16 protein-coding genes are annotated in these 21629 nt (G+C 66.3%); 3 read left to right on the forward strand and 13 right to left on the reverse strand.

Annotation, left to right across the window (positions count from 1 at the left end):
- The first annotated feature begins 52 nt into the window (after window positions 1-52).
- The 3 genes from dnaJ to HLH45_RS12390 all read left to right on the forward strand — a co-directional run bounded on the left by dnaJ (window position 53) and on the right by HLH45_RS12390 (window position 3732).
- The gene (gene dnaJ, locus HLH45_RS12380) at window positions 53-1180 is read left to right on the forward strand and encodes a molecular chaperone DnaJ (RefSeq protein WP_008577236.1); all 1128 of its coding nucleotides are present in this window, start codon (window positions 53-55) and stop codon (window positions 1178-1180) included.
- A 525-nt stretch (window positions 1181-1705) separates the two neighbouring features.
- On the forward strand, window positions 1706-2614 hold the full coding sequence (pdxY, locus tag HLH45_RS12385) for a pyridoxal kinase (RefSeq protein ID WP_008577235.1): 909 nt from the start codon (window positions 1706-1708) through the stop codon (window positions 2612-2614).
- The gene (locus HLH45_RS12390) at window positions 2611-3732 is read left to right on the forward strand and encodes a prephenate dehydrogenase (RefSeq protein ID WP_008577232.1); all 1122 of its coding nucleotides are present in this window, start codon (window positions 2611-2613) and stop codon (window positions 3730-3732) included. The genes pdxY and HLH45_RS12390 overlap by 4 nt, the downstream gene beginning before the upstream one ends.
- Window positions 3733-3906: 174 nt before the next feature.
- Here HLH45_RS12390 and HLH45_RS12395 read toward each other — a convergent pair whose 3' ends face one another.
- From HLH45_RS12395 to HLH45_RS12455, 13 genes are all read right to left on the reverse strand, one after another.
- A complete protein-coding gene (locus tag HLH45_RS12395; protein WP_008577231.1) occupies window positions 3907-4101 on the reverse strand; it encodes a hypothetical protein in 195 nt (64 codons plus the stop codon).
- A 446-nt stretch (window positions 4102-4547) separates the two neighbouring features.
- Window positions 4548-5951 carry a TolC family protein gene (locus HLH45_RS12400; protein WP_046931948.1) on the reverse strand — a complete coding sequence of 468 codons (1404 nt, stop codon included), beginning with the start codon at window positions 5949-5951 and terminating at the stop codon, window positions 4548-4550.
- Window positions 5948-7033, reverse strand: a complete 1086-nt coding sequence (locus tag HLH45_RS12405; RefSeq protein ID WP_008571780.1) for an efflux RND transporter periplasmic adaptor subunit — start codon at window positions 7031-7033, stop codon at window positions 5948-5950. The genes HLH45_RS12400 and HLH45_RS12405 overlap by 4 nt, the downstream gene beginning before the upstream one ends.
- The gene (locus HLH45_RS12410) at window positions 7017-8705 is read right to left on the reverse strand and encodes an ABC transporter transmembrane domain-containing protein (RefSeq protein WP_008571779.1); all 1689 of its coding nucleotides are present in this window, start codon (window positions 8703-8705) and stop codon (window positions 7017-7019) included. Before HLH45_RS12410 ends, HLH45_RS12405 begins: the two co-directional genes overlap by 17 nt.
- Window positions 8706-8794: 89 nt before the next feature.
- Window positions 8795-9694 (reverse strand): hydrogen peroxide-inducible genes activator, encoded by a 900-nt coding sequence (locus HLH45_RS12415; protein WP_046931950.1) that lies wholly within the window; start codon window positions 9692-9694, stop codon window positions 8795-8797.
- A 241-nt stretch (window positions 9695-9935) separates the two neighbouring features.
- Complete coding sequence (locus HLH45_RS12420) at window positions 9936-11705, reverse strand: ABC transporter transmembrane domain-containing protein (protein WP_046931951.1); 1770 nt, start codon at window positions 11703-11705, stop codon at window positions 9936-9938.
- The gene (locus HLH45_RS12425; RefSeq protein WP_008572004.1) at window positions 11702-12304 is read right to left on the reverse strand and encodes an IMPACT family protein; all 603 of its coding nucleotides are present in this window, start codon (window positions 12302-12304) and stop codon (window positions 11702-11704) included. Before HLH45_RS12425 ends, HLH45_RS12420 begins: the two co-directional genes overlap by 4 nt.
- Window positions 12305-12569: 265 nt before the next feature.
- Complete coding sequence (locus tag HLH45_RS12430; protein WP_008572002.1) at window positions 12570-13163, reverse strand: LOG family protein; 594 nt, start codon at window positions 13161-13163, stop codon at window positions 12570-12572.
- Between the two features lie 154 nt (window positions 13164-13317).
- Window positions 13318-14760 carry a dihydrolipoyl dehydrogenase gene (lpdA, locus tag HLH45_RS12435; protein ID WP_008572001.1) on the reverse strand — a complete coding sequence of 481 codons (1443 nt, stop codon included), beginning with the start codon at window positions 14758-14760 and terminating at the stop codon, window positions 13318-13320.
- Window positions 14761-14871: 111 nt separating this feature from the next.
- Window positions 14872-16086 (reverse strand): dihydrolipoyllysine-residue succinyltransferase, encoded by a 1215-nt coding sequence (gene sucB, locus HLH45_RS12440; protein WP_008572000.1) that lies wholly within the window; start codon window positions 16084-16086, stop codon window positions 14872-14874.
- A 42-nt stretch (window positions 16087-16128) separates the two neighbouring features.
- A complete protein-coding gene (locus HLH45_RS12445) occupies window positions 16129-18957 on the reverse strand; it encodes a 2-oxoglutarate dehydrogenase E1 component (protein WP_008571999.1) in 2829 nt (942 codons plus the stop codon).
- Between the two features lie 180 nt (window positions 18958-19137).
- Window positions 19138-20070: a GNAT family N-acetyltransferase gene (locus HLH45_RS12450; RefSeq protein ID WP_008571998.1), complete on the reverse strand. Its 933-nt coding sequence runs from the start codon at window positions 20068-20070 to the stop codon at window positions 19138-19140.
- The gene (locus HLH45_RS12455; protein WP_008571996.1) at window positions 20067-21560 is read right to left on the reverse strand and encodes a ribosomal protein uL16 3-hydroxylase; all 1494 of its coding nucleotides are present in this window, start codon (window positions 21558-21560) and stop codon (window positions 20067-20069) included. The genes HLH45_RS12450 and HLH45_RS12455 overlap by 4 nt, the downstream gene beginning before the upstream one ends.
- Between the last annotated feature and the right edge of the window lie 69 nt (window positions 21561-21629).

Genomic DNA, 21629 nt, shown 5'->3' on the forward strand with positions numbered 1-21629 from the left:
TGAGGATGTGCGCTTTGAACGATTCCCGTCTCCCGATTCCCGATTCCCTGTCATGAGCAAACGCGATTACTACGAAGTGCTGGGCGTTGCCCGTGGCGCCAGCGACGAGGAGCTGAAGAAGGCGTACCGGCGCTGTGCGATGAAGCACCACCCGGACCGCAATCCTGGCGACGCGGCTGCCGAAGCGGCGTTCAAGGAATGCAAGGAAGCCTACGAGGTGCTGTCCGATGGCAATAAGCGGCGCGCCTACGACGCGCACGGCCATGCGGCCTTCGAGCACGGCATGGGCGGTGGCGGTGGGCCGGGTGGCCCGGACATGGGAGATATCTTTGGCGATATCTTCGGCAATATTTTCGGCGGTGGCGCCGCCGGTCCGCGCGCTGCGCGACGTGGTGCCGACGTTGGTTACGTCCTGGAACTGGATCTGGAAGAAGCTGTCGCCGGCATCGAGCGCCGCATCGAGATTCCGACGCTGGTCGAATGCGCGCCCTGTCACGGCAGCGGTTCGGAAGACGGCAAGGTCGAGACCTGCGGTACCTGCCATGGGCGCGGCCAGGTGCGCATCCAGCGCGGCATTTTCGCCATGCAGCAGAGCTGCCCGCATTGCGACGGGCGCGGCACGCTGATCCAGAACCCCTGCAAGACCTGCCACGGTGCCGGTCGCGTGGAAGAAGACAAGGTGCTGTCGATCAAGGTGCCCGCCGGCGTGGATACCGGCGACCGGATTCGTCTTGCAGGCGAAGGCGAGGCCGGCCCGGCCGGCACGCCGCCGGGCGATCTGTATGTGGAAGTGCGGGTGCGCGAGCATGCGATCTTCCAGCGCGACGGCGACGATCTGCATTGCGAGGTGCCGATCCGCATTTCGCAGGCCGCGCTCGGCGATACCGTGCGCGTGGCGACCCTGGGCGGCGAAGCGGAGATTCGCATCCCGGCCGAGACCCAGACCGGCAAGTTGTTCCGTCTGCGCGGCAAGGGCGTGCGTTCGGTGCGCAGCCGCAGCGAAGGCGATCTGTATTGCCGCGTGGTGGTGGAGACCCCAGTCAATCTCACCGCCGACCAGCGCGAACTGCTGCAGCAGTTCGAAGCGACGTTCACCGGCGAGGATGCACGCAAGCATTCGCCCAAGTCGGCCACCTTCATCGACGGCGTCAAGGGGTTTTGGGATCGGATGACGTCCTGACCCAGGCGGCGTGATGTCTAGATGGCCCGGCGTGCGGCTTGCTGCGCGTCGGGCTCTTTTTTTGGGTTGTCCCGAAGGCTGCCCGCGATGCGGCCGATGCGTTGAAGTTGCGGACGCAACGCGATGTCAGCGTGAGAATTGCCGGGGCAGCTGCGCGCGTTTCAGTAGCGCCACTGCGAGATCTCCAGCGACATCTCCGCACATCGCACGTGTGTGTTTGACGCGTCGTTATTGCCTTCAGACGCAGCACGCTGTCGCCCGCAACGCGAGCCAACGCCAGTCCTTGATCCTGCAGTTCGGCCATTGGCCTGCAGCATCGGTCGAGCGTCTTTTGGCGTCTCACCTTGCTCAACGAGCGTACTGCCACTCACGCTGCGCCGGCGGGCTTGGGCATCTGGCCGTGATGTGTTCGAGACCAGGGGCGTGCTGTTCAGCAGCGCCCACTGCCGGTGGTGCCGTTCCTCCACGACATCCTGGCAAGGTTACGCGGATAATCGGTGCCATCTCTCCAGCACGGCCGCCCGCATGAGCGATGCAACCGACAGCCACCTCGTCCATGGTCGCCGCCAGCGTCCGGACGGCCCTTCGCCGATCGACGTGATTTCGGTGCAATCGCAATTGGTCTATGGCCATGCCGGCAACAGCGCTGCGGTGCCGCCGCTGCGCGCGCTGGGACTGCGTGTGGCCGAAGTACCCACCACGTTGCTGAGCAACGCGCCGTTTTACGCGACCCTGCGCGGGCGCATCCTGCCAGCCGACTGGCTGGCGGATTTGTTGCTGGGCGCCACCGAACGTGGCTTGCCGCAGCGTGCACGCATGCTGGTGTCCGGCTATTTCGGCAGCCTGGCCAACGGCGAAGCCTTCGCCGACTGGCTGGAGCAGACCTTGCCGCAGGCCCCGCAGCTGCGTTATTGCCTGGACCCGGTGATTGGCGACACGCACACCGGCCCATATGTGGAACCCGGGCTGGAGCGCGTGTTCGCCGAGCGTCTGCTGCCGCACGCCTGGCTGGTGACGCCCAACGCGTTCGAGTTGGGGCGGTTGACCGGTTTGCCGAGCCTGCAGCAGGACGAGGCCATCGCCGCCGCGCGCGCGTTGCTGGCGCGTGGGCCGCAATGGGTACTTGCACACAGCGTGGCCGGTGCCGCAGGTGAGCTGGTGACCTTGGCAGTCAGCGATGCGGCGGTGTATCGCTGGGCCAGCCCGCACCTGCCGGTCGATGTGGCAGGCACCGGCGATGTGCTGATGGCCTTGCTGATTGGCTTCCTGTTGCGCGATGTGCCGTTCGAGCAGGCGGTGGGACACGCGCTCAGCGGCGTGCATGGCGCGCTGGAAGCGACGCTGGCCGCAGGTTTCGAGGAGTTCGACGTGCTGGCCGCGGCGCCGGCCGCACTTGCTGGGACGCCGCGATTTGCCGTCGAGCGATTGGCATGATCGCGCAGCCGGTGGTCGGCATCGTCGGCATCGCCGGCGCGTACGGGCGCTGGCTGGCGCAGTTCCTGCGCACGCGCATGCAGCTGGACGTGATCGGGTTCGATCCGGCCGACAGCGGCAGCATGGACGAAGCCACACTGGCGCAGCGTGCTGACGTACTGATTTTCGCCGCGCCGATTCGCCATACCGCCGCATTGATCGAGCGGTATGTGGCACTCGCCGGCGCACGGGCTGCCGCGCAGCTGTGGCTGGATGTCACCTCGATCAAACAGGCACCGGTCGCGGCAATGCTGACCTCGCAGGCGGACGTGGTCGGCCTGCATCCGATGACCGCACCGCCAAAATCGCCGACCTTGAAAGGGCGCGTGATGGTGGTCTGCGAAGGGCGGCTGCAGCACTGGTCGGCGTGGGTGCAGAACTTGTGCAGCGCGCTGCAGGCCGAATGCGTGTATGCAACGCCGGAGCACCATGACCGCGTGATGGCGCTGGTGCAGGCGATGGTGCACGCCACTCACCTGGCGCAGGCCGGCACCTTGCGCGACTACGCACCGCTGCTGGGCGAGCTGCGCGCACTGATGCCGTACCGCTCGGCATCCTTCGAACTGGATACTGCGGTGATCGCGCGCATTCTCTCGCTGAACCCCTCGATCTACGAAGACATCCAGTTCGGCAACCCGTATGTGGGCGAGATGCTCGACCGGTTGCTGCAGCAGCTGCAGCAACTGCGTGCCTTGGTGGCGCGGGGCGACGATGCTGCGCGTGCGCAGTTCCGCACCCAGTTCCTGCACGACAACGCGCAAGCCTTGCAGCACGACGCGCTTGCGGCAGGCAATTACACCTACGAGCGCGTGGGCTACCTGCTGGCCGATCTCACCGAGCCGTTGACACTGAGCGTGTATCTGCCCGAAGACCAGCCCGGCTCGCTGCGCGCCTTGCTGCATGTGTTCGAGCGGCATGGAGTGAACCTGTCTTCGATCCACTCGTCGCGCACGCCGGTTGGCGAACTGCATTTCCGGATTGGCTTTGAGGTGGCGAGCGATCGTGCCGCATTGGCGCAGGCAGCGACCGAGATCGACCGAAGCGGGATCGGCCGGGTGCTGGAGCGTTCCGGCAGCTAGTGGCGTGACCAAGCCCGCCCCAACGCGGTCGAATTCATCCACACAGGGTGTGGATGAAACTTGCACAAGCGTGTGGATAACTGCGCACGGCCCTTGCAGCGCAAGGGTCGGGCAGTGGGTGGTCAAAATTTGACCAGGCTGTGAGGTGACGAAGCGCGGGTTTGGCTGCCGTACCTAGAGCGCGGAAAGGCGTAGCTCGCCGCCGTCGGTGACAAACCGCTGCCCCTGACGTTGCAGATGTCGACCGTCGGGAAGCTCGTAACGCGGTGCCGACTGCGGGTTTGCACGCGGTTGTTGCTCGTCGCGAAATTCGATGATGACGTAAGGCTCGCCATCTGCACCGATTGCGGGAAATTGCCGGAAAGACATACGCACCTCCGAAAGTTCCTGAGTTTGCAGTGCAGATCGCGATGGACTGCACGCCCGGCGCCGAGCCGGTATGGCGAGCATGCGCATGCAGGTGTTACCCAGATGTCGATATGCGGTGAGGTGTGCGAGCCCTGCTGGTTGAGCTCGTCAGGCGCGGTGGCGACAGTGTTTGGCCACGCCGACAAGCGGCTGAGTACGCGTGCGTGGCATGGACGGCTGCCTGGGAGTGATGGGGCAGGCAGCTGCAACCTCGGGTTCGACCACGCGCCAAGCGCGCTGAAGCGTCGCTGGGCGTCATCAGCCAGCCACCTGCGTGACGGTTGCGTACGTGCGTGCGCTGCGTAGGCTTTGCTTGAATCCAGGGATGCTGCTGCGGCATCGCCAAGTCACTCGCACAACCGCGCGATCGCCCGGCATCACCGCCTGCCCGGCGCGCAGCCGAGCGGTCAACGACTCAACTGCAAGGCATCCCGGTCGGCGGTGGCCGCCGCCAGTTCGGCACGCGCAGAGGCGATGCGCGCCTGCGCATCGATCAGGCGTACGCGCGCGTCGTTGGCGGTTTCCTCGCGCTGGTTGACCAGGAAAAAGTCACCCGAGCCCAGCTCGAAGCGCCGCCGCTCGGCCGCGGCCAGGCGGTCTGCCAGGCCGCGTTCCTCATCGGCGATCTTGGCCAGCCGCTCGGCGGCATTGAGCGAGATGACGATCGATTCGACCTCGATCGAAATCTGGTCGCGTAGAAAACGGCTGCGCTGATCCAGCGCTTCGATCTCGGCACGCGCTTCGGCCACGCGGCCCCTGGCGGCGCGGTTTTCCAGTGGCACGCTGAAACGGAAGCCGATGATGGCGTCGGTCAGCGACCGGTTCGGGCCGCCGACGCCGGGCGGGCCCAGATCCTTGCTGACTTCCACGCTGACATCCAGGCGTGGTTTGAGATCGTTCTGGGCCAGCATCAGCCGTGCGGTGGCCTGGTCGATGCGGGTCAGCACGGCGCGGTAATCCGGGCGCTCCACCGGCGCGGTGATCTTGCTGGCGCCGGCCAGTCCTTCCAGCGCCGAGGTGTCGGCTGGCAGGCGTTCGGCGGACACGATCAGCGGCATGCCGGCGTCGTCGCGCAAATACAGCGACAAGGCGTTGGCCGCATTGGCGAAGTCCTGTTCCGCGCGCACCACCAAGGCGCGACGACGCACCAGATTCTGGTCGTTTTCGGTCAGCAGGATGGTGGGTCGCGCACCGAGCGTGACCTGGCGCGAAATCGCATTGCGGCGTTGCTCGGCCAGTTGCAGCAGCTCGTTGTAGGCGCGCAACTTCAGCCCGGCGGCGACCCAGTTCTGGTAGGCATCCACGGCGCGCCGCTGCACGCCGATGGCCACCATTTCCGCCTCGTACTTGGCCACATCGATATCGGTGCTGGCGATACTGCGCTTGGTGCGGCGTTCGTCGATCACGCGGTCGCGCAGCAGCGCGTACAGCGCGCCGACCTTTACTTCGCCGCCGCGATCGGTATAGGACTTGTCCTCGTAGATCGGGAAGGAGCCACGCGAGGAGCGGTAGCCACCGTAGTAATAGCCGCCGTTCTCTTCGAACGGCCGCTTGACCCCGGTTTCGATCGTACTGCCGTCGTAATAGCCGGCCTCGCGCGAGCGGCCTTCGATGTCGAACACCGTGTCGAAGGCGCCATCGGCCGAGATGCCCTTGCCTTCGGCCTGGCGCACCTTCGCCAGCGCTTCGACGATCTGCGGTGCCGAGCGTGCCGAGGACTGCAGCACCTCATCCAGCGTCAGCGCAGCGCCCTGGGCGAATGCCGCACCGGGGCAGAGTGCGATCAACAGGACGACAAGACGGCCGATCATTTCTTACCCGTCGCTTCGTCTTCGGACTTGGGTGCGGCCGGCTTGGCCTTGCTCTCTTCCTGCGTGGCCGCAGCCGGGCGCCGGCCGAATTCCAACGGGAAGTTGTTGAGCTGGCGCCACAGTTCGTAGCCGACCTTGACCGTTTCGCCCTGCACCCAGCCGCGCACCTTGCCGCCCTGGCGGGCGAATTCCTGCGCCGGCCATGCCGGCTTGCCCGGCATCGGCTCCACCAGGATGCGGAACAGCCCATCGGGCGCGGCGTTGGGGTCGATGGCGCGCACCCGGCCGTCGAACATGCCGTGCGCCACCGACGGCCAACCGCTGAACTGGATCGCCGGCCAGCCTTCGAATTCCAGCCGCACCGGGCGGCCGGGGCGGATCAGCGGCACGTCGCGGCCGTCGATATACAGCTCGACCGCGCGTTCCACCCGTTCCGGCGCGATCACCGCCAGCACGGTGCCCGGCGAGACCATGGCGCTGCCGCTGGCGGCATTGAGCTGCTGCACGCGGCCGTCGCGCGGGGCGCGCACCAGCTGTGCAGACTGGCGATTCAGCTGGATGTCGATGCGGGTCAGCTTGGCGCGCGATTCGGCCAGCTTGGCGTCGGCTTCGGCCACCTTGATCTGGGTCAGCTCGTAGTCGCGGCGGCCGGCCAGGCCTTCGGCCAGCAATTGCCTGCTACGCGCCACGTCGATGCTGGCCACTGCACGCGACTGCTGGATGGCGGCGATTTCCGCCTGCGCCTGCGCGCGCTCGCTGGCCAGGCGGGTGAGCAGGTCCGGGTCCAGATCGCCGACACGCGCGATCGGGTCGCCCTTGGAAACATGCTGGCCGTCATGCACGTACCAGCGCTCGACGCGACCCGGCACGAAGGCGGTGACCGGTTGCTGACGGTCGCTGGGATCCAGCGACACGACCTGGCCTTTGCCACTGGCGGTTTGCACCCACGGCGCCAGTGCCAGGATCGCCGCGGCGATGCCGATGCCGATCAACAGCATCCAGGCGACCGCCTTGGCGATGCTGGGCGGTCGCATTGCCGCCAGGGTCGGGAAATGCACCATGCGATCAGGGGCGTGCGGCATGCGGCACCTCCTGCGTGGATGCGATCAACTCGGCGCGTGTGGCGTAGCGTTGCTGGCGCTCCGGCTCCAGCCGGAACCAGCCATCCAGGGTGATGTCCTCCGGCCGCCCGGTGCACAGCAGCACCGTGGTTCCTGCATCCTTCAAGCGTCGCAGGACCTGGGTTAGGCGCTCGGCCGGGATCAGGTCGTACAGCTGCGACAGCATCAGCACGCGCGGGCGCACCAACAGTGCATTGGCCAGCTTCAGCGCCATGACCTCGCCAATCCACAGCGGGAACCCGGAGGCGGCAAGCCGGGTGTCCAGGCCTTGCGGCAACGCGGCGATGCGCGCGCGCAGGCCCACCGTATCGATGGCTTGCAGCATCGCTTCGGAGGTCACATCGGCCGAGGCCATCGCCAGGTATTCGCGAATGGTGACCTCCACGATGGTCGGGCGGTCGAGCACGGTGACTTCCGAACGCAGCAGGTACATATCGAACGTGGCCATGTCCGCACCACCCACCATCACCAGCCCGCGGTCGGGAACGACGTGGCGCTTGAGCACCATGGCCAGCAGGCGCTCGGCGCCGCCATCGGCCAGCGTGACCAGCTGCTCGCCGGCTTCCAGCGCGAAATCGAAACGCGCGCCCTCGATCACCACCCCATCCAGGCGTACCCCGCTGTTGCGCGGCGCCTCGCCGGCGGCAAGCACCGGGCGTTCCTGGGGGATGGCGTACAGCAGCGACAACTCCTCCGCGCTGGCCACCAGGTCGTAGAACGTGTCCAGGTAGCTGCCCAGCTGTGCAATGCCGTAGAACACTGCGCTCAGGATCAGTTCGGCTGCCACCAGCTGGCCGATCGACAGCTCGCCGCGCAGGATCAGGCTGCCGCCCAGCGCCAGCAGCGCCGCGCTGGCCACTGCATAGGTGAGCAGGAATGCCAGCGTCTGGGTGAAGGTGTAGCGGAAATGGCGCCGATGCCGGTCGACATAGTCGGCGGTCACCTTTTCCGAGCGATCCATGGCGAAGTTGAGATGGCGGCTGGATTTATAGAACCCGTTGGAGCCGCCGACGCTTTCCAGCCAATGCGCGGCGTTGTGTTTGGCCTGGCTCAGTTCGACCGCCGAGCGGATCGAACCGCGCGACCAGATCATCCAGATCGAGAAGATGGTCAGCAGCAGCAGCGCGTTGAAGCCGAGGAAAAACGGGTGATAGAAGCTGGTGACGATCAAGCCGACCGCCGACTGCAGCACGATGGTGAACGCACCGACCGCCAGGCTGGGCACTGCCTTTTGCACCACCACCAGATCGAAGTAGCGGTTGAATACATCGCCGCGGTTCTGGTCGGCGAAGAACGGATTTTGCGCATGTACCGCGCGCACGGTGATTTCCGCCACCACGCGTGCGAACAGGCGACGTTCGAACAGCGCCATCACCCACACCCGCATCGCGCTCAGTGCCGCCACCAGCAGCAGCAGGCCCAGCAGCAGGCCGGACAAGGTCCACAGCGGCGTGGGCAGCGCGGTGTTGGCAACGCTGTTGATCAGCAACTGCACCGAGATCGGCGTGGCCAGCGACAGCAGGCTGATCGCAACGCCGTACACCAGGGTCAGGCGCACATACGGCATGTCCGGGCCAAGAACTTCCGTCAGCCAGCTCGCCGCTTCCCGCCATCCAATCCGCTTGGCCGCCATTCGATATCCGTTGATGAGTTCAGTGAAGCATTGACGAGTTGCCGGCCCGCAAACAAGGCCATCGTGCTTATGTGCCGCATAGGATTTTCCTATGCAGCCACCGCGCGCAACAGATTGGCGATCAAACCGAAGGCCGGTGCGCGACCGGCACCCTGGCGCCAGAGTAGACCGATCTCCCTATAGTAGCGCCCGCCTTTGACCGGCCGCACCACCACGTCGTCGCCTTCGCGGATTTCCTGGCGCACGTACAGGTCCGGGAGCAAGGCAAGACCCATGCCCATGCCGGCCATCTGGCGGATCGCGTCCAGGCTGGTGCCTTCGTAATCGCGCAAGACATTGGCGCCCACGTCCATGGCGATCGCGGCAACCTGTTCTGCCAATCGGTATTCCGGCATCAAGGTCAGCAAGTTGGCGCCGCGCAGATCGGCTGGGGTGATGCAGGCCTTGGTGCGCAGCGGATGATCGGCCGCCATGGTCACATGCAGCAGTTCGCGAAACAGCCGCTCGCTGTGCAGGCCGCGGCCGGCCACCGGCAGTTGCGCGAGGACCAGATCGTGCGTGCCGCTGCTCAGGTCGGCGGCGAGTGCGGTTGGCAGGCCTTCGCGCACGTGCACGCGCAGGGCCGGGTGCTCGCGATGCAGACGTGCCACCAGGCTGGGCATCAGATAGGCGCCGAGCGTGGGCGAGACGCCAAGGCGGATGGTGCCGATCAAGGTATCGGCGGCGGTGGCGCGGACCTCTTCCAGATCGGTGACATCGAGCAGGATGCTGCGTGCGCGGTCGAGCAGCTCGCGACCGAGCGGGGTCAGGATCGCCTGCGCGCCGCGCTCGAACAGCGGCGCACCGATGATCGCTTCCAACGCGCGGATCTGCTGCGACAACGATGGCTGCGAGACGCCCATCTGCTCGGCGGCACGGGTGAAGCTGCCGGTATCGGCCAGCGCGACGAAATAGCTCAGCTGGCGAAGGGTGGTTCTGGGGCGGGTCATGGGGTCACATCGGATTGCGTGGGAGCGCACGGCCGGCATGGCCGGTGAGACAAGACGGGCGAGGTACGGCTAGCGAGTGCAGCGGTAGCGCGTCCGGCGAGTGCGGACGAGCCGCGGTAACCGCAGTGTACGAATGGCGCATGCCGATTCCGAGCACCGGCCGCGCCCGCATCGCGGTGGGCGCAGTCGTTTCGCTGGTTGCGCCAGGTGCCACCGCTGGAACGACGGCGCCTGGCGGCGCTCATTGGTCGATGAACTGCAGCCGCGCCAGCTCCGCATACAGCCCACCTTCGGCGATCAACTGCGCATGCGTACCCTGCGCGACGATGCGCCCGGCATCCATCACCACGATGCGGTCGGCCTTGAGCACGGTGGCCAGGCGGTGCGCGATCACCAGCGTGGTGCGGCCTTCCATCAGCCGCTCCAGCGCCTGCTGCACGGCGCGCTCGCTCTGCGCATCGAGCGCGCTGGTGGCTTCGTCCAGCAGCAGGATCGGCGCGTCCTTGAGCAGCGCACGCGCAATGGCCACGCGTTGCTGCTGTCCGCCGGACAGGCGCGTGCCGCGCTCGCCCAGTTCGCTGGCGTAGCCCTGGGGCAGGGCGCGGATGAAGCCATCGGCTTCGGCGGCGGCCGCCGCCGCTTCCACCTCGGCGTCGCTGGCTTGCAGGCGCCCGTAGCGGATGTTGTCGGCGGCGCTGGCGGCAAACAATGTGGGTTGCTGCGGTACCAGCGCGATGTGTTCGCGCAGCAGGACCGGGTCGACGTCGCGCAGGTCGATGTCGTCGATGCGCACCTTGCCGCTGACCGGGTCATGGAAACGCAGCAGCATCGACAGCACCGTGCTCTTGCCCGCTCCGGACGGGCCCACCAGCGCCACGGTTTCGCCGGGGCTGACATGCAGGTCGAACCCATCCAGCGCCGGCGCGTCCGGGCGTTGCGGGTAATGAAAGACCACCCGGTCGAAATGGATCGCGCCGCGCAGCGGCTGCGGCAAGGCCTGCGGCGTGGCCGGCGCCACGATCGCCGGTTGTTCGTCGAGCAATTCACTCACCCGGCCCATGCCGCCGGCGGCACGCTGCAACTCGTTCCAGACCTCGGCCAGCGCCCCGACCGACCCGCCGCCGATCAGCGCGTACAACACGAATTGGCCGAGTGTGCCCGGCGTCATGCGGCCAGCGATCACATCGTGCGCGCCAAGCCACAACACCGCGACGATCGCACCGAAGATCAGCATGATCGCCACCGCGGTCACGGTGGCCTGGGTGCGGATGCGCAGCTTGGCGGTATCGATGGCGGCAAACAGCGCAGTGCTGAAACGTTGGCTTTCGTAACGCTCGCGCGCGTGTGCCTGCACGGTACGCACCGCGCCCAGGGTTTCGGCCGCCAGCGTATTGGCGTCGGCCACGCGGTCCTGGCTTGCGCGCGAAATCTTCTGCAGGCGGCGTGCGCCCAGCACGATCGGCAGCACCGCCAGCGGGATGCCGATCAAGGTGAAGCCGGCCAGCCGCGGGCTGGTGACGAACAGCATGACCATGCTGCCGATCACCGTGACCGAACTACGCAAGGCCACCGACATGGTGGTGCCGATCAGCCCCCGCAGCAATTCGCTGTCGGCCGACAGGCGCGACACCAGTTCGCCGCTGCGGCTGCGGTCATGGAACCCGGCGTCCAGTCCGATCAGGTGCGCGTACAGCCGGCCGCGCAGGTCGGCAACCACTTTTTCGCCCAGCAGGGCGACGAAATAGAAGCGCGCCGCAGTTGCCAACGCCAGCACGACCGAAACTGCGAACAGCAGCGAGAATGCCTGGTTGATCTGCGAGTCGCCGGAGAAGCCCTGGTCGATCATGCGCTTGACCGCTGCGGGCAGGCTCAGTGTGGCGGCAGCGGAAATCGACAGCGCGACCAGCCAGGCGGCGAACAGGCCGCGCTGACGTCGGACGAATGGCCACAAGGTGCGCAGGCTGCCCAGCTTCCGCAACGGGTTGGAACGTGCAGCGGCTGGCTCGGTCATGCGGCTTCCGGGGTTGAGAGATGGACACGATTGCGAGTGGCGTCGCACAGGCGGGTTTTCAAGCCGGCGAGCTGATCTGCAGGCAGTTGCACGCGCAACGCTGCACCTTCGGCATCGAAGCGTTCGTCCAGTTTGTCGGCATGGAAGGCCGCCAGTGCTGCGTGCACCAGGCCCAGATCGTCGAACCGGCATTGCACCTGCACCAGCGACAACGCGATCAATGGCTGTCGCGTTGCCAGCCGCAGGCACTCGGCCGCGGTACCGCCGTAGGCGCGCACCAGCCCGCCAGCACCGAGTTTGATGCCGCCATACCAGCGCGTGACCACGACCACCACCCGATCGAAGCCCTGGCCATCGATGGCGGCCAGGATCGGCCGGCCGGCGGTGCCGCTTGGCTCGCCGTCGTCGCTGGAGCGGTAGTCCTGCCCGAAGCGATAGGCCCAGCAGTTGTGCGTCGCGTCCGGCACTGCCACGCGCTGCACGACCTCCAACGCATGCGCGGGAGCATCCAATGCGGCAGCGTGGGCCACAAAGCGACTGTGCTTGATGTCCAGACTGTGGTGCGCATCAGCGGCGAGGGTATCGAGCATCGCCGCCATTCTATGCGAGGCGGTGCTACCGATCGCTGCAGCCATCGTGACTGCCGTTGCAAGCTGGCGACACGGCCCGTGCGCGTGCCGTCGTGCTGCAGCACCTGCGCAGTGTGGCAGTGACGGCGGGCGACGCGCCGGCAGTGGCATCGTGCGTGCCGACGCCGCGGCAGCGGCTACGTACGCCTGTCATCGTGTGCCGGGCGACCAGGGAGCCGCGCTCTGCAACCCAGCCGACGCGCAGTGAGACGCCGTTTGTCTTGGCTGCCTTCGATTACACCAGCGTGGAACGACGCTTCTCGTCGATCCATTTCGACGCCTGCGCCGGGGTGTAATGCTGCATCCAGTCGAGCATCTGCTCGATATCGGCGCCGTACCACAGGTCGGCGCGTTGGTCCGGGTGAAGGAAGCGCTCTTCGACCATGCGGTCGATCATGCCAATCAGCGGTGCGTAAAACCCTTCGATGTCCAGAAACGCGCACGGCTTGTTGCCGATGCCGAGCTGGCGCCAGGTCAGCATTTCGAAGATCTCTTCCATGGTACCGAAGCCGCCGGGCAGGGCCACGAACGCATCCGACAGCTCGAACATGCGCATCTTGCGCTCATGCATGGAACCGACGATTTCCAGCGTGGTCAACCCACGGTGCGCCACTTCCCAATCGGCCAGCTGCTGCGGAATCACCCCGGTCACTTCACCGCCGGCCGCCAGCACCGCATTGGCCACGGTGCCCATCAAGCCAACGTTGCCGCCGCCATACACCAGGCGCAAGCCCTGCTTGGCGATGCGATCGCCCAACGCAATGGCGCGCTCGGCATAGGCGGGTTTGTTGCCGGCATTGGAGCCGCAGTAGACGCAGATGCTTTTCATGGGAACGGGAATCGGGAGTGGGGAATAGGGAATGGGTCAACGCAACCGCAGAAGCCGAAACGCATGACGCCGGACCTGGGTCCGGCGTCAGCATGAGGAGTGAAGTGATGGGAGCGCTTCTACGATTCCCGATTCCCCACTCCCGATTCCCGGCTTAATTCGCCTTATGAATCGCGCGCTTGCTCACCGCCATGGCGGCATCGTGGATCGCTTCGGACAGCGTCGGGTGCGCGTGGCAGATGCGCGCCAGGTCGTCGGCCGAGCCGTTGAATTCCATGGTCAGCACGCCTTCGTGCACCAGCTCGGACACGCCCACGCCCACCAGGTGCATGCCCAGCACGCGGTCGGTTTCGGCATCGGCGATGACCTTGACGAAGCCGGCCGGCTCGCCCATGGCCACCGCGCGACCGATCGCTGCGAATGGGAAGCTGCCGGCCTTGTAGGCGACGCCTTCGGCCTTCAACTGCTGCTCGGTCTTGCCGACCCAGGCGATTTCCGGCTCGGTGTAGATGACCCACGGAATGGTGTCGAAGTTGACGTGACCCGGCAGGCCGGCAATCAGCTCGGCGACCGCGATGCCTTCCTCGAAGCCCTTGTGCGCCAGCATCGGGCCGCGCACGCAGTCACCGATCGCCCATACGCCATCCACGCCGGTGTGGCAATGCCCATCGACCTCGATCTGGCCGCGGTCGGTGACCTTGACGCCCGTGCCTTCGGCCAGCAGGTTCTTGGTGGCAGCTTTGCGGCCCACGGCCACCAGCAGCTTGTCCACGGTCAGGGTCTGCTCGCCGGCCGCGTCGGTGTAGCTAAGCACTACCTGCTTGGCGTCGCCACTGCCGGTGATCTCGGTCTTGCTGACCTTGGCGCCCAGCTTGATGTCCAGACCCTGCTTCTTGAATTCCTTCAGCGCGGTCTTGGCAACCTCGGCATCGGCCAGCGCCAGGAAGTCCGGCAGTGCCTCGAGGATGGTGACCTCGGCGCCCAGGCGCTTCCACACGCTGCCCAGCTCCAGACCGATCACGCCGGCGCCGATGACCGCCAGACGCTTGGGAACGGCGGTGAAATCCAGGCCGCCGACGTTGTCGACGATGGTGTCGCCGTCGAACTTGGCGAACGGCAGTTCGATCGACTCCGAACCGGCCGCCAGGATCACGTTGGTGCCCTTGAGTTCGATCTCGCCGCCTTCGTGCTGGGTCACCTTGACGATGTTGCCCGGCAGCAACTGGCCGAAGCCGTAGTACGGAGTGATCTTGTTGGCCTTGAACAGCATCGCGATGCCGCCGGTGAACTGCTTCACGATCTTGTCCTTGCGGCCGATCATGGTGGGCACGTCCATCTTGGCGTCGTTGAAGCTGATGCCGTGGTCGCCGAACAGGTGCCCCATGTTCCAGAACTGGCGCGAGGAATCCAGCAGCGCCTTGGACGGAATGCAGCCCACGCGCAGGCAGGTGCCGCCCAGCGCCGGCTTGCCGTCCTTGCCCAATGCCGCGTCGATGCAGGCGACCTTCATGCCCAGCTGCGCCGCACGGATGGCGGCGTGATAACCGGCCGGACCGGCACCGATGACGACGACGTCGAATTGTTCTTGTTCGCTCATTCTTCGCTCACGAGATTAGGAATTGGGGATTGGGGATTCGCAAAACGCAGGATGCTCGAGACCGGGATGCTTTCGCCATCCCGAATCCCGAATCACCAATCCCGGCTTTCATCACAGACCGAACAACATCCGGCCCGGGTTTTCCAGCTGATTCTTGATGTCGACCAGGAACTGCACCGAATCCTTGCCGTCGATGATGCGGTGGTCATAGGACAGCGCCAGGTACATCATCGGGGCGATCACGACCTGGCCGTTCTCGGCGATCGGACGTTCCTTGATCGCGTGCATGCCCAGGATGGCGCTCTGCGGCGGGTTGATGATCGGCGTGGACAGCAGCGAGCCGAAGGTGCCGCCGTTGGTGATGGTGAAGGTGCCACCCTGCAGGTCCTCCAGGCCCAGCTTGCCGGCGCGCGCCTTGGCGGCGTAGTCGGCGATGCCTTGCTCGACATCGGCGAACGACTGGCGCTCGACGTTACGCAGCACCGGCGTGACCAGGCCCTTGTCGGTCGACACCGCGATCGAGATGTCGCTGTAGCCGTGATAGATGATGTCGTCGCCGTCGATCGAGGCGTTGACCAGCGGGAAGCGCTGCAGCGCGTTGGCGGCGGCCTTGACGAAGAAGCTCATGAAACCGAGCTTGATGCCGTGTGCCTTCTGGAACTCGTCCTGCAGTTCCTTGCGTGCGGCCGACACCTTGGCGAGGTTGACCTCGTTGAAGGTGGTCAGCATCGCGGTGGAGTTCTTGGACTCCATCAGGCGCTTGGCAATGGTCTTGCGCACGCGGGTCATCGGCACGCGCTCTTCCGGACGGGCGCCCGAGGCCTTGCCGACGCCGCCGGCCTTGGCGAAGTTGACGATGTCTTCCTTGGTGACCGCGCCACGACGGCCGGTGCCTTCGACCTGCGACGGGTCCACGCCCTGGGTGATTGCGGAGAAACGCGCACCCGGCGGCAGCGCATCGGCAGCCGACTTGGACGCAGCAGCAGGCGCGGCGGCGGCAGCCGGTGCCGGAGCGGCGGCCGGCGCAGCAGCGGCAGGTGCCGGTGCATCGGCCTTCTTGGCTTCAGCCGGTGCAGCGGCAGCCACGGCGCCTTCTTCGATGATCGCCAGAATCTGGTTGCTGGTGACCGTGCTGCCGGTGTCGAACTTGATTTCCTTCAGTACGCCGTCGACCGGCGAAGGAACTTCCAACACGACCTTGTCGGTTTCCAGGTCGACCAGATTCTCGTCGCGCTTGACCGCTTCGCCGGCCTTCTTGTGCCAGCTGGCGATGGTGGCGTCGGAAACGGATTCGGGCAGTACCGGAACTTTGACTTCGGTGGCCATTCGGGGAGCGTCCTAGGGTTTTCGTTCTTTGGGGAAGAGGAGTTATTCAGCGACTTGGTCGTTGAACGGGTTGAGCAGCGCATCGGCAACCAGCTTCTGCTGCTCGATGATGTGGTCGGCCATGTGGCCGGCGGCAGGCGAGGGCGAACGGGCACGGCCGGCATAATGCAGGCTCTGGCCGCCAGCCAGGCAGAAGTTGAGGTGATGGCGGATCTGGTACCACGCACCCTGGTTCTGCGGCTCTTCCTGGCACCACACCACATCGGTGGCGTTGCCGTAGGCCTTGAGCTCGGCCGCCAGCTGCGCGCGCGGGAACGGATACAGCTGTTCGATGCGCACGATGGCAACGTCGTCCTGGCCGCGCTTGGTCTGGTCTTCGAGCAGGTCGTAATAGACCTTGCCCGAGCACAGCACCACGCGCTTGACCTTGGCCGCGTCGGCCTTGGCGTCCGGGATCAGATGCTGGAACTGCCCGTCGGCCAGTTCTTCCAGGCTCGACACCGCCAGCTTGTGGCGCAGCAACGACTTGGGCGTCATCACCACCAGCGGCTTGCGGGTGGTCATGCGCATCTGGCGGCGGATCATGTGGAAGCACTGCGCCGGCGTGGTCGGCACGCAGACCAGCATGTTCTCCAGCGCGCACAGCTGCAGGAAGCGCTCCAGACGTGCGGAGCTGTGTTCCGGGCCCTGGCCTTCGTAGCCGTGCGGCAGGAACAGCGACAGGCCCGCGATGCGGCCCCACTTGGCTTCGCCGGCGGCGATGAACTGGTCGATCACCACCTGCGCGCCATTGGCGAAGTCACCGAACTGCGCTTCCCAGATGCACAGTGCATTCGGGTCGGTGGTGGAGTAGCCGTATTCGAAGCCCATCACCGCTTCTTCGCTCAGCAACGAGTCGATGACGGTGGCGTCTTCCGGGTTCTGCACCAGCTGGCGCAGCGGCAGATAGTAGTCGTCGGTCTTCTGGTCATGCAGGATCGCGTGACGGTGGAAGAACGTGCCGCGGCCGGCGTCCTGGCCAACCAGACGCAGCTTGTGGCCTTCGGCCAGCAGCGTGGCGTAGGCCAGGTTTTCCGCGAAGCCCCAGTCGCCGGGCTGATCGCCGGCAGCCATCTTGACGCGATCTTCGTAGATCTTCGCCACGCGGGCGTGCAGTTCGACGCCTTCCGGGATGGTGGTGATCAGCTTGGCCAGACGGTCCAGCTGGTCGCGCTTGACGCGCGTGTCCACCGGATCGGCAGCGGTGCCGACCAGGTACTTGGACCAATCGATGGCGAATTCGTCCGGCTTGCGCTTGGCCAGTTCGGTGGTGTATTCGCCCGAATCCAGCTTGTTGCGGTAGCCGTCCACCAGTGCCTTGGCCTCGTCGGCGCTCAGCACGCCTTCGCTTTCCAGCTTGGCGGCATACAGCTCGCGGGTGGTCTTGTGCTTGCGGATGGTCTGGTACATCACCGGCTGGGTCGCTGCCGGTTCGTCGGCTTCGTTATGGCCCCAACGGCGGTAGCACACCAGATCGATGACCACGTCCTTCTTGAACTGCTGGCGGAACTCGTAGGCCAGCTTGGACACGAACATCACCGCGTCCGGGTCGTCGCCGTTCACGTGGAAGACCGGCGCGCCGATCATCTTGGCCACGTCGGTGCAGTACAGCGTGGAGCGGGCGTCGTCGCGGGTGCTGGTGGTGAAGCCGATCTGGTTGTTGACCACGATGTGCACGGTGCCGCCGACCGCGAAACCGCGCGCCTGCGACATCTGGAACAGCTCCATCACCACGCCCTGGCCAGCGAATGCGGCATCGCCGTGGATCAGGATCGGCAACACGCTCTTGCGCTCGGCATCGCCGAAACGCTCCTGGCGCGAACGCACGCTGCCGACCACGACCGGGTCGACGATTTCCAGGTGCGAGGGGTTGAAGGCCAGCGCCAGGTGCACCTGCTTGTCCGTGCCAACGGCGATGTCGGCCGAGAAGCCCATGTGGTATTTGACGTCGCCGGTGTGCGCGCGGTCGTCATGGGCATGCTCGAACTTGCCTTCGAATTCGTCGAACAGCTTGCGCGGATTCTTGCCCAGCGTATTGACCAGCACGTTGAGGCGGCCGCGGTGGGCCATGCCGATCACGATGTCCTTGACCTGATCGTTGCCGGACTGGCGAATGATCTCGTCCATCATCGGGATCAGCGAATCGCCGCCTTCCAGCGAGAAACGCTTCTGACCGACGTACTTGGTGTGCAGGTAGCGCTCCAGGCCTTCGGCAGCGGTGAGCCGCTCCAGGGTGCGCTTGCGGCTGGCCGCATCGCCGGCAATCTTGCCGCCGGCGTCTTCCAGGCGCTTGTAGATCCACTGGCGCTGGTCGAACTCCTGGATGTGCATGAACTCGGCGCCGATGCTGCTGGCGTACGTCGCCTTCAGGCGCGTCAGCAGATCCTTGAGCTTCATCCGCGGCTGGCCACCGACGCCGCCGGTGCTGAATTCGCTGTCCAGATCGGCCTGGGACAGGCTGTGGAACGGCAGGTCCAGGTCGGGCGGGTTGACCGGCGGGACCAGGCCCAGCGGGTCGAGCTGTGCGCCGAGGTGGCCACGGGCGCGGTAGGCGGTGATCAGACGGCCGACATTGCGCTCGCGCTCGTCACTGGCGCCTGCGCCGGTGCCGGCGTTGGCAGCCTGCTTGGAAGCGGTGAGGATGTGGGCGATGGCCGCCGAATGCGGGACGTCACCGGCACCGCGACCTTCGAAACCATCGAAGTAGCTCTTCCACTTCGGATCGACACTGTCCGGGGCGACGAGGTACTGCTCGTACAGATCCTCGATATAGGCGGCGTTGCCGCCGGCGAGCTGCGATGACTGCGCGAACTGCTTTAGGAGATTATCCACGATGGTAAGTCGGGTCTGCTGTGGGGATGATTGTGCGGAAGCGGCAGGGCGAGATGCCCCATCGGTCGGTCTCAAATCTCGAAAAATTATACCCCCTTGCGCTAGTGAGGGGGCGTCTGCAAGCTGACCGGCGGGGTAGACCAATTGCGCGCGCGCCTACGTGCGAGGGGCGCTGTGGGGTCAGATGCCGAGCGCGCGCGGCTCGTTCCAGAGCGCGCTGCGCTCCCATATCTGCGCGAATTCGCGCTCCAACTGGCGGCTGCGCGCTGCACCCGACAGCCAGGTTTCGCCATCATCGAAGCGATGACCCGTTGGACGAAAGTAGTAGGCGTCGTCGCCGACAACATAGGCCGATGCAAAACTTGCATCGACCGGGTCGCTGACCGCGCGGAACCGGAACACGCTGGGCAGGCGCTGTGCCAGGCGCAGCATCGCGCTGCTGCTGGCCGCGGCGCTGGCGGTGTCTTGCACCAGGATATGCACGCGCTTGTCGTGGCGGGCGGTGGCGAAACGGCGCAGCGCATCCAGCACCGCCGCGTTGTCGAACAGGGGCGTGTCCAGGGCGCGGGTGTAGATGAGCACCTGGCGGCGCGCGGTGCACAGCAGCCCGGTGGTGGCGGCCAGGGCTGCGGTGAAGGTGTCCACTGCCATCGGGCCGTCGAGGCGACGGTGCACGACGGTGCCGGGCGCATCGTGGGCCTGGCCGATGTGCTCGGGTGAGGAAAGGGGGGGCGCGTCGGGCAGAAAGCCCAGGCGCGCGAAGACCGCTTCCGCAGCTGGGGTGGGACATGCGTGCAGGCCGGGCCAGCCGTGCTGCCGTGCCGCGTCGACCGCGGCAGCGAGCAGTTGGTCCGCCACGCCACGGCGGCGCCAGTCGGGCAGAACGCCGAGCCGGTCGAGACGGCGGTCGGCGGTGAGCCGCACCGAGGCGATCAACTGGCCGTCGTCGGTGCGCGCTGCCAGATGCAGGCTGAGTGGGTCCAGTGCATCCCACTCGACACCGCTGGTGTCGCCCGCGGTGTCGGTGGCACAGGACGGCCGCAGCGCACGCAGCGCCGCGGCGTCGGTGGCCGGGTCCAGCGTGACGATCTGCGGTCTGGCGTGCGCGCTCATGCAGGCTTGGTGGCGTCGTCGCTGTCGTCGGAATCGGTCTCGTCGGCGATCGCGCTGTCGACGTCCTGCTCGGCTCCGGCTTCGGCGGCGTCGCCGGGTTCGACATCGGCCTGCAGCGCCTCTGCCGGGGTGTCGGCAGCGTCGGCAACCTGTTCGACATCGGCGTCGGCATCGATGTCCTCGTGCGCCTCCGGCGCGTCGTCGTCGGCGTCTTGGTCGTCGTGGTCGGCCGACACGCTCAGGGCATGCGCGTGGTCGTCGTCTGCGATGTCGTCCTCGGCATCTTCGTGGGCGCGCTGGTAGTGGCCCTGTGCCAGCAGCTCCAGCACCACCTCGCGGCCACGCGGGGACAACTGCGCGTACAAGGTGCCGTCGATCTCTTCGGCTGCCGCCAGCCGGGACGCATCCTTGGCAGACAGCGCAAACTCCAGGCCGCTGCAGAACAGCGTGGCACCACGCTTGGCGCGCCGCCAGGCCAGTCGCGACCACGGGTGGCGGTGCAGCAGCACGCCTTCTTCCAGTGCCTGCTCGACCGCTTCGCGCGGGATCGGCTCGGGCGCCGGCACCACGTCGCCGGAGGCGCGGTAGGTGGTCATGAAGCGGCCGAACCAGTCGCCCAGACGGTCGGGGTCATTCATGCGCAGCGCATTGAGCGCAGCGACCACGCGGTTCATCGCGGTGACGTCGATCTCGTAGGGGTCGGCCGGCACCTTGAGGTCTTCGTCGTGATAGCGCACGGCCTCGTCGGCATCGGCAATCAAGGTGTCCAGGTAATCGCCGATCAGCTCGGCCGAGGACGGTGCGCGGGTGCCGATGGAGAAGGTCAGGCAGGCGTCTTCGGCCACGCCGTGGTGCGGGATCAGCGGCGGCAGGTAGAGCATGTCGCCCGGGCCCAGCACCCAATCGTGGGTGGGCTTGAACTCGCGCAGCAGCTTGAGCTCGACATCGTCGCGGAACGCCAGCGGCGTGGCCTTGCGGCCCTGGACGGTGCGCGCATCGATCTGCCAGCGGCGGTGGCCCTGGCCCTGCAGCAGGAACACGTCGTAATGGTCGACGTGCGCGCCTACCGAACCACCGGTGGCGGCGAAGCTGATCATGATGTCGTCGATGCGCCAGCGCGGCAGGAAGCGGAAGTGCTCCAGCAGGGCACGCACGTCGGCGTCCCATTTGTCCACGTCCTGCACCAGCAAGGTCCAGTCGTGGTCGGGCAGGCCGGGGAAATCGGTTTCCTGGAACGGGCCGGTGCGCACGTCCCAGCCGTCGGTGGCGCGGTCGTGGCTGATCAGGCGCGCCAGCACGCCGTCTTCGCAGGCCAGCCCGGCCAGGTCTTCCGGCTGCAGCGGCGAGGCGAAATCCGCGAACGCATTGCGGATCAACAGCGGGTGCTTGTGCCAGTAATTGCGCAGGAAACGCTCGACCGGCATGCCCAGCGGCTGTCCCGGACGGGCCTGGACTTCGATGGCAAGTGGGGTCGCTTTACGTACGGCCATGTGGGGTCCTTACACGATGTAGAAGAGAGTGTGGTGCGCGGCATCGGCCGGCGCCAATGGCCTATTGTC

The organism is Xanthomonas euvesicatoria (genome assembly GCF_013112235.1).
Taxonomy (GTDB): domain Bacteria; phylum Pseudomonadota; class Gammaproteobacteria; order Xanthomonadales; family Xanthomonadaceae; genus Xanthomonas; species Xanthomonas euvesicatoria.

Bases quoted from the DNA above. Each gene is read 5' to 3' on its own strand.
- dnaJ (WP_008577236.1), top strand. From the start codon at position 53: ATGAGCAAACGCGATTACTACGAAGTGCTGGGCGTTGCCCGTGGCGCC.
- pdxY (WP_008577235.1), top strand. From the start codon at position 1,706: ATGAGCGATGCAACCGACAGCCACCTCGTCCATGGTCGCCGCCAGCGT.
- HLH45_RS12390 (WP_008577232.1), top strand. From the start codon at position 2,611: ATGATCGCGCAGCCGGTGGTCGGCATCGTCGGCATCGCCGGCGCGTAC.
- HLH45_RS12395 (WP_008577231.1), bottom strand. From the start codon at position 4,101: ATGTCTTTCCGGCAATTTCCCGCAATCGGTGCAGATGGCGAGCCTTAC.
- HLH45_RS12400 (WP_046931948.1), bottom strand. From the start codon at position 5,951: ATGATCGGCCGTCTTGTCGTCCTGTTGATCGCACTCTGCCCCGGTGCG.
- HLH45_RS12405 (WP_008571780.1), bottom strand. From the start codon at position 7,033: ATGCCGCACGCCCCTGATCGCATGGTGCATTTCCCGACCCTGGCGGCA.
- HLH45_RS12410 (WP_008571779.1), bottom strand. From the start codon at position 8,705: ATGGCGGCCAAGCGGATTGGATGGCGGGAAGCGGCGAGCTGGCTGACG.
- HLH45_RS12415 (WP_046931950.1), bottom strand. From the start codon at position 9,694: ATGACCCGCCCCAGAACCACCCTTCGCCAGCTGAGCTATTTCGTCGCG.
- HLH45_RS12420 (WP_046931951.1), bottom strand. From the start codon at position 11,705: ATGACCGAGCCAGCCGCTGCACGTTCCAACCCGTTGCGGAAGCTGGGC.
- HLH45_RS12425 (WP_008572004.1), bottom strand. From the start codon at position 12,304: ATGGCGGCGATGCTCGATACCCTCGCCGCTGATGCGCACCACAGTCTG.
- HLH45_RS12430 (WP_008572002.1), bottom strand. From the start codon at position 13,163: ATGAAAAGCATCTGCGTCTACTGCGGCTCCAATGCCGGCAACAAACCC.
- lpdA (WP_008572001.1), bottom strand. From the start codon at position 14,760: ATGAGCGAACAAGAACAATTCGACGTCGTCGTCATCGGTGCCGGTCCG.
- sucB (WP_008572000.1), bottom strand. From the start codon at position 16,086: ATGGCCACCGAAGTCAAAGTTCCGGTACTGCCCGAATCCGTTTCCGAC.
- HLH45_RS12450 (WP_008571998.1), bottom strand. From the start codon at position 20,070: ATGAGCGCGCACGCCAGACCGCAGATCGTCACGCTGGACCCGGCCACC.
- HLH45_RS12455 (WP_008571996.1), bottom strand. From the start codon at position 21,560: ATGGCCGTACGTAAAGCGACCCCACTTGCCATCGAAGTCCAGGCCCGT.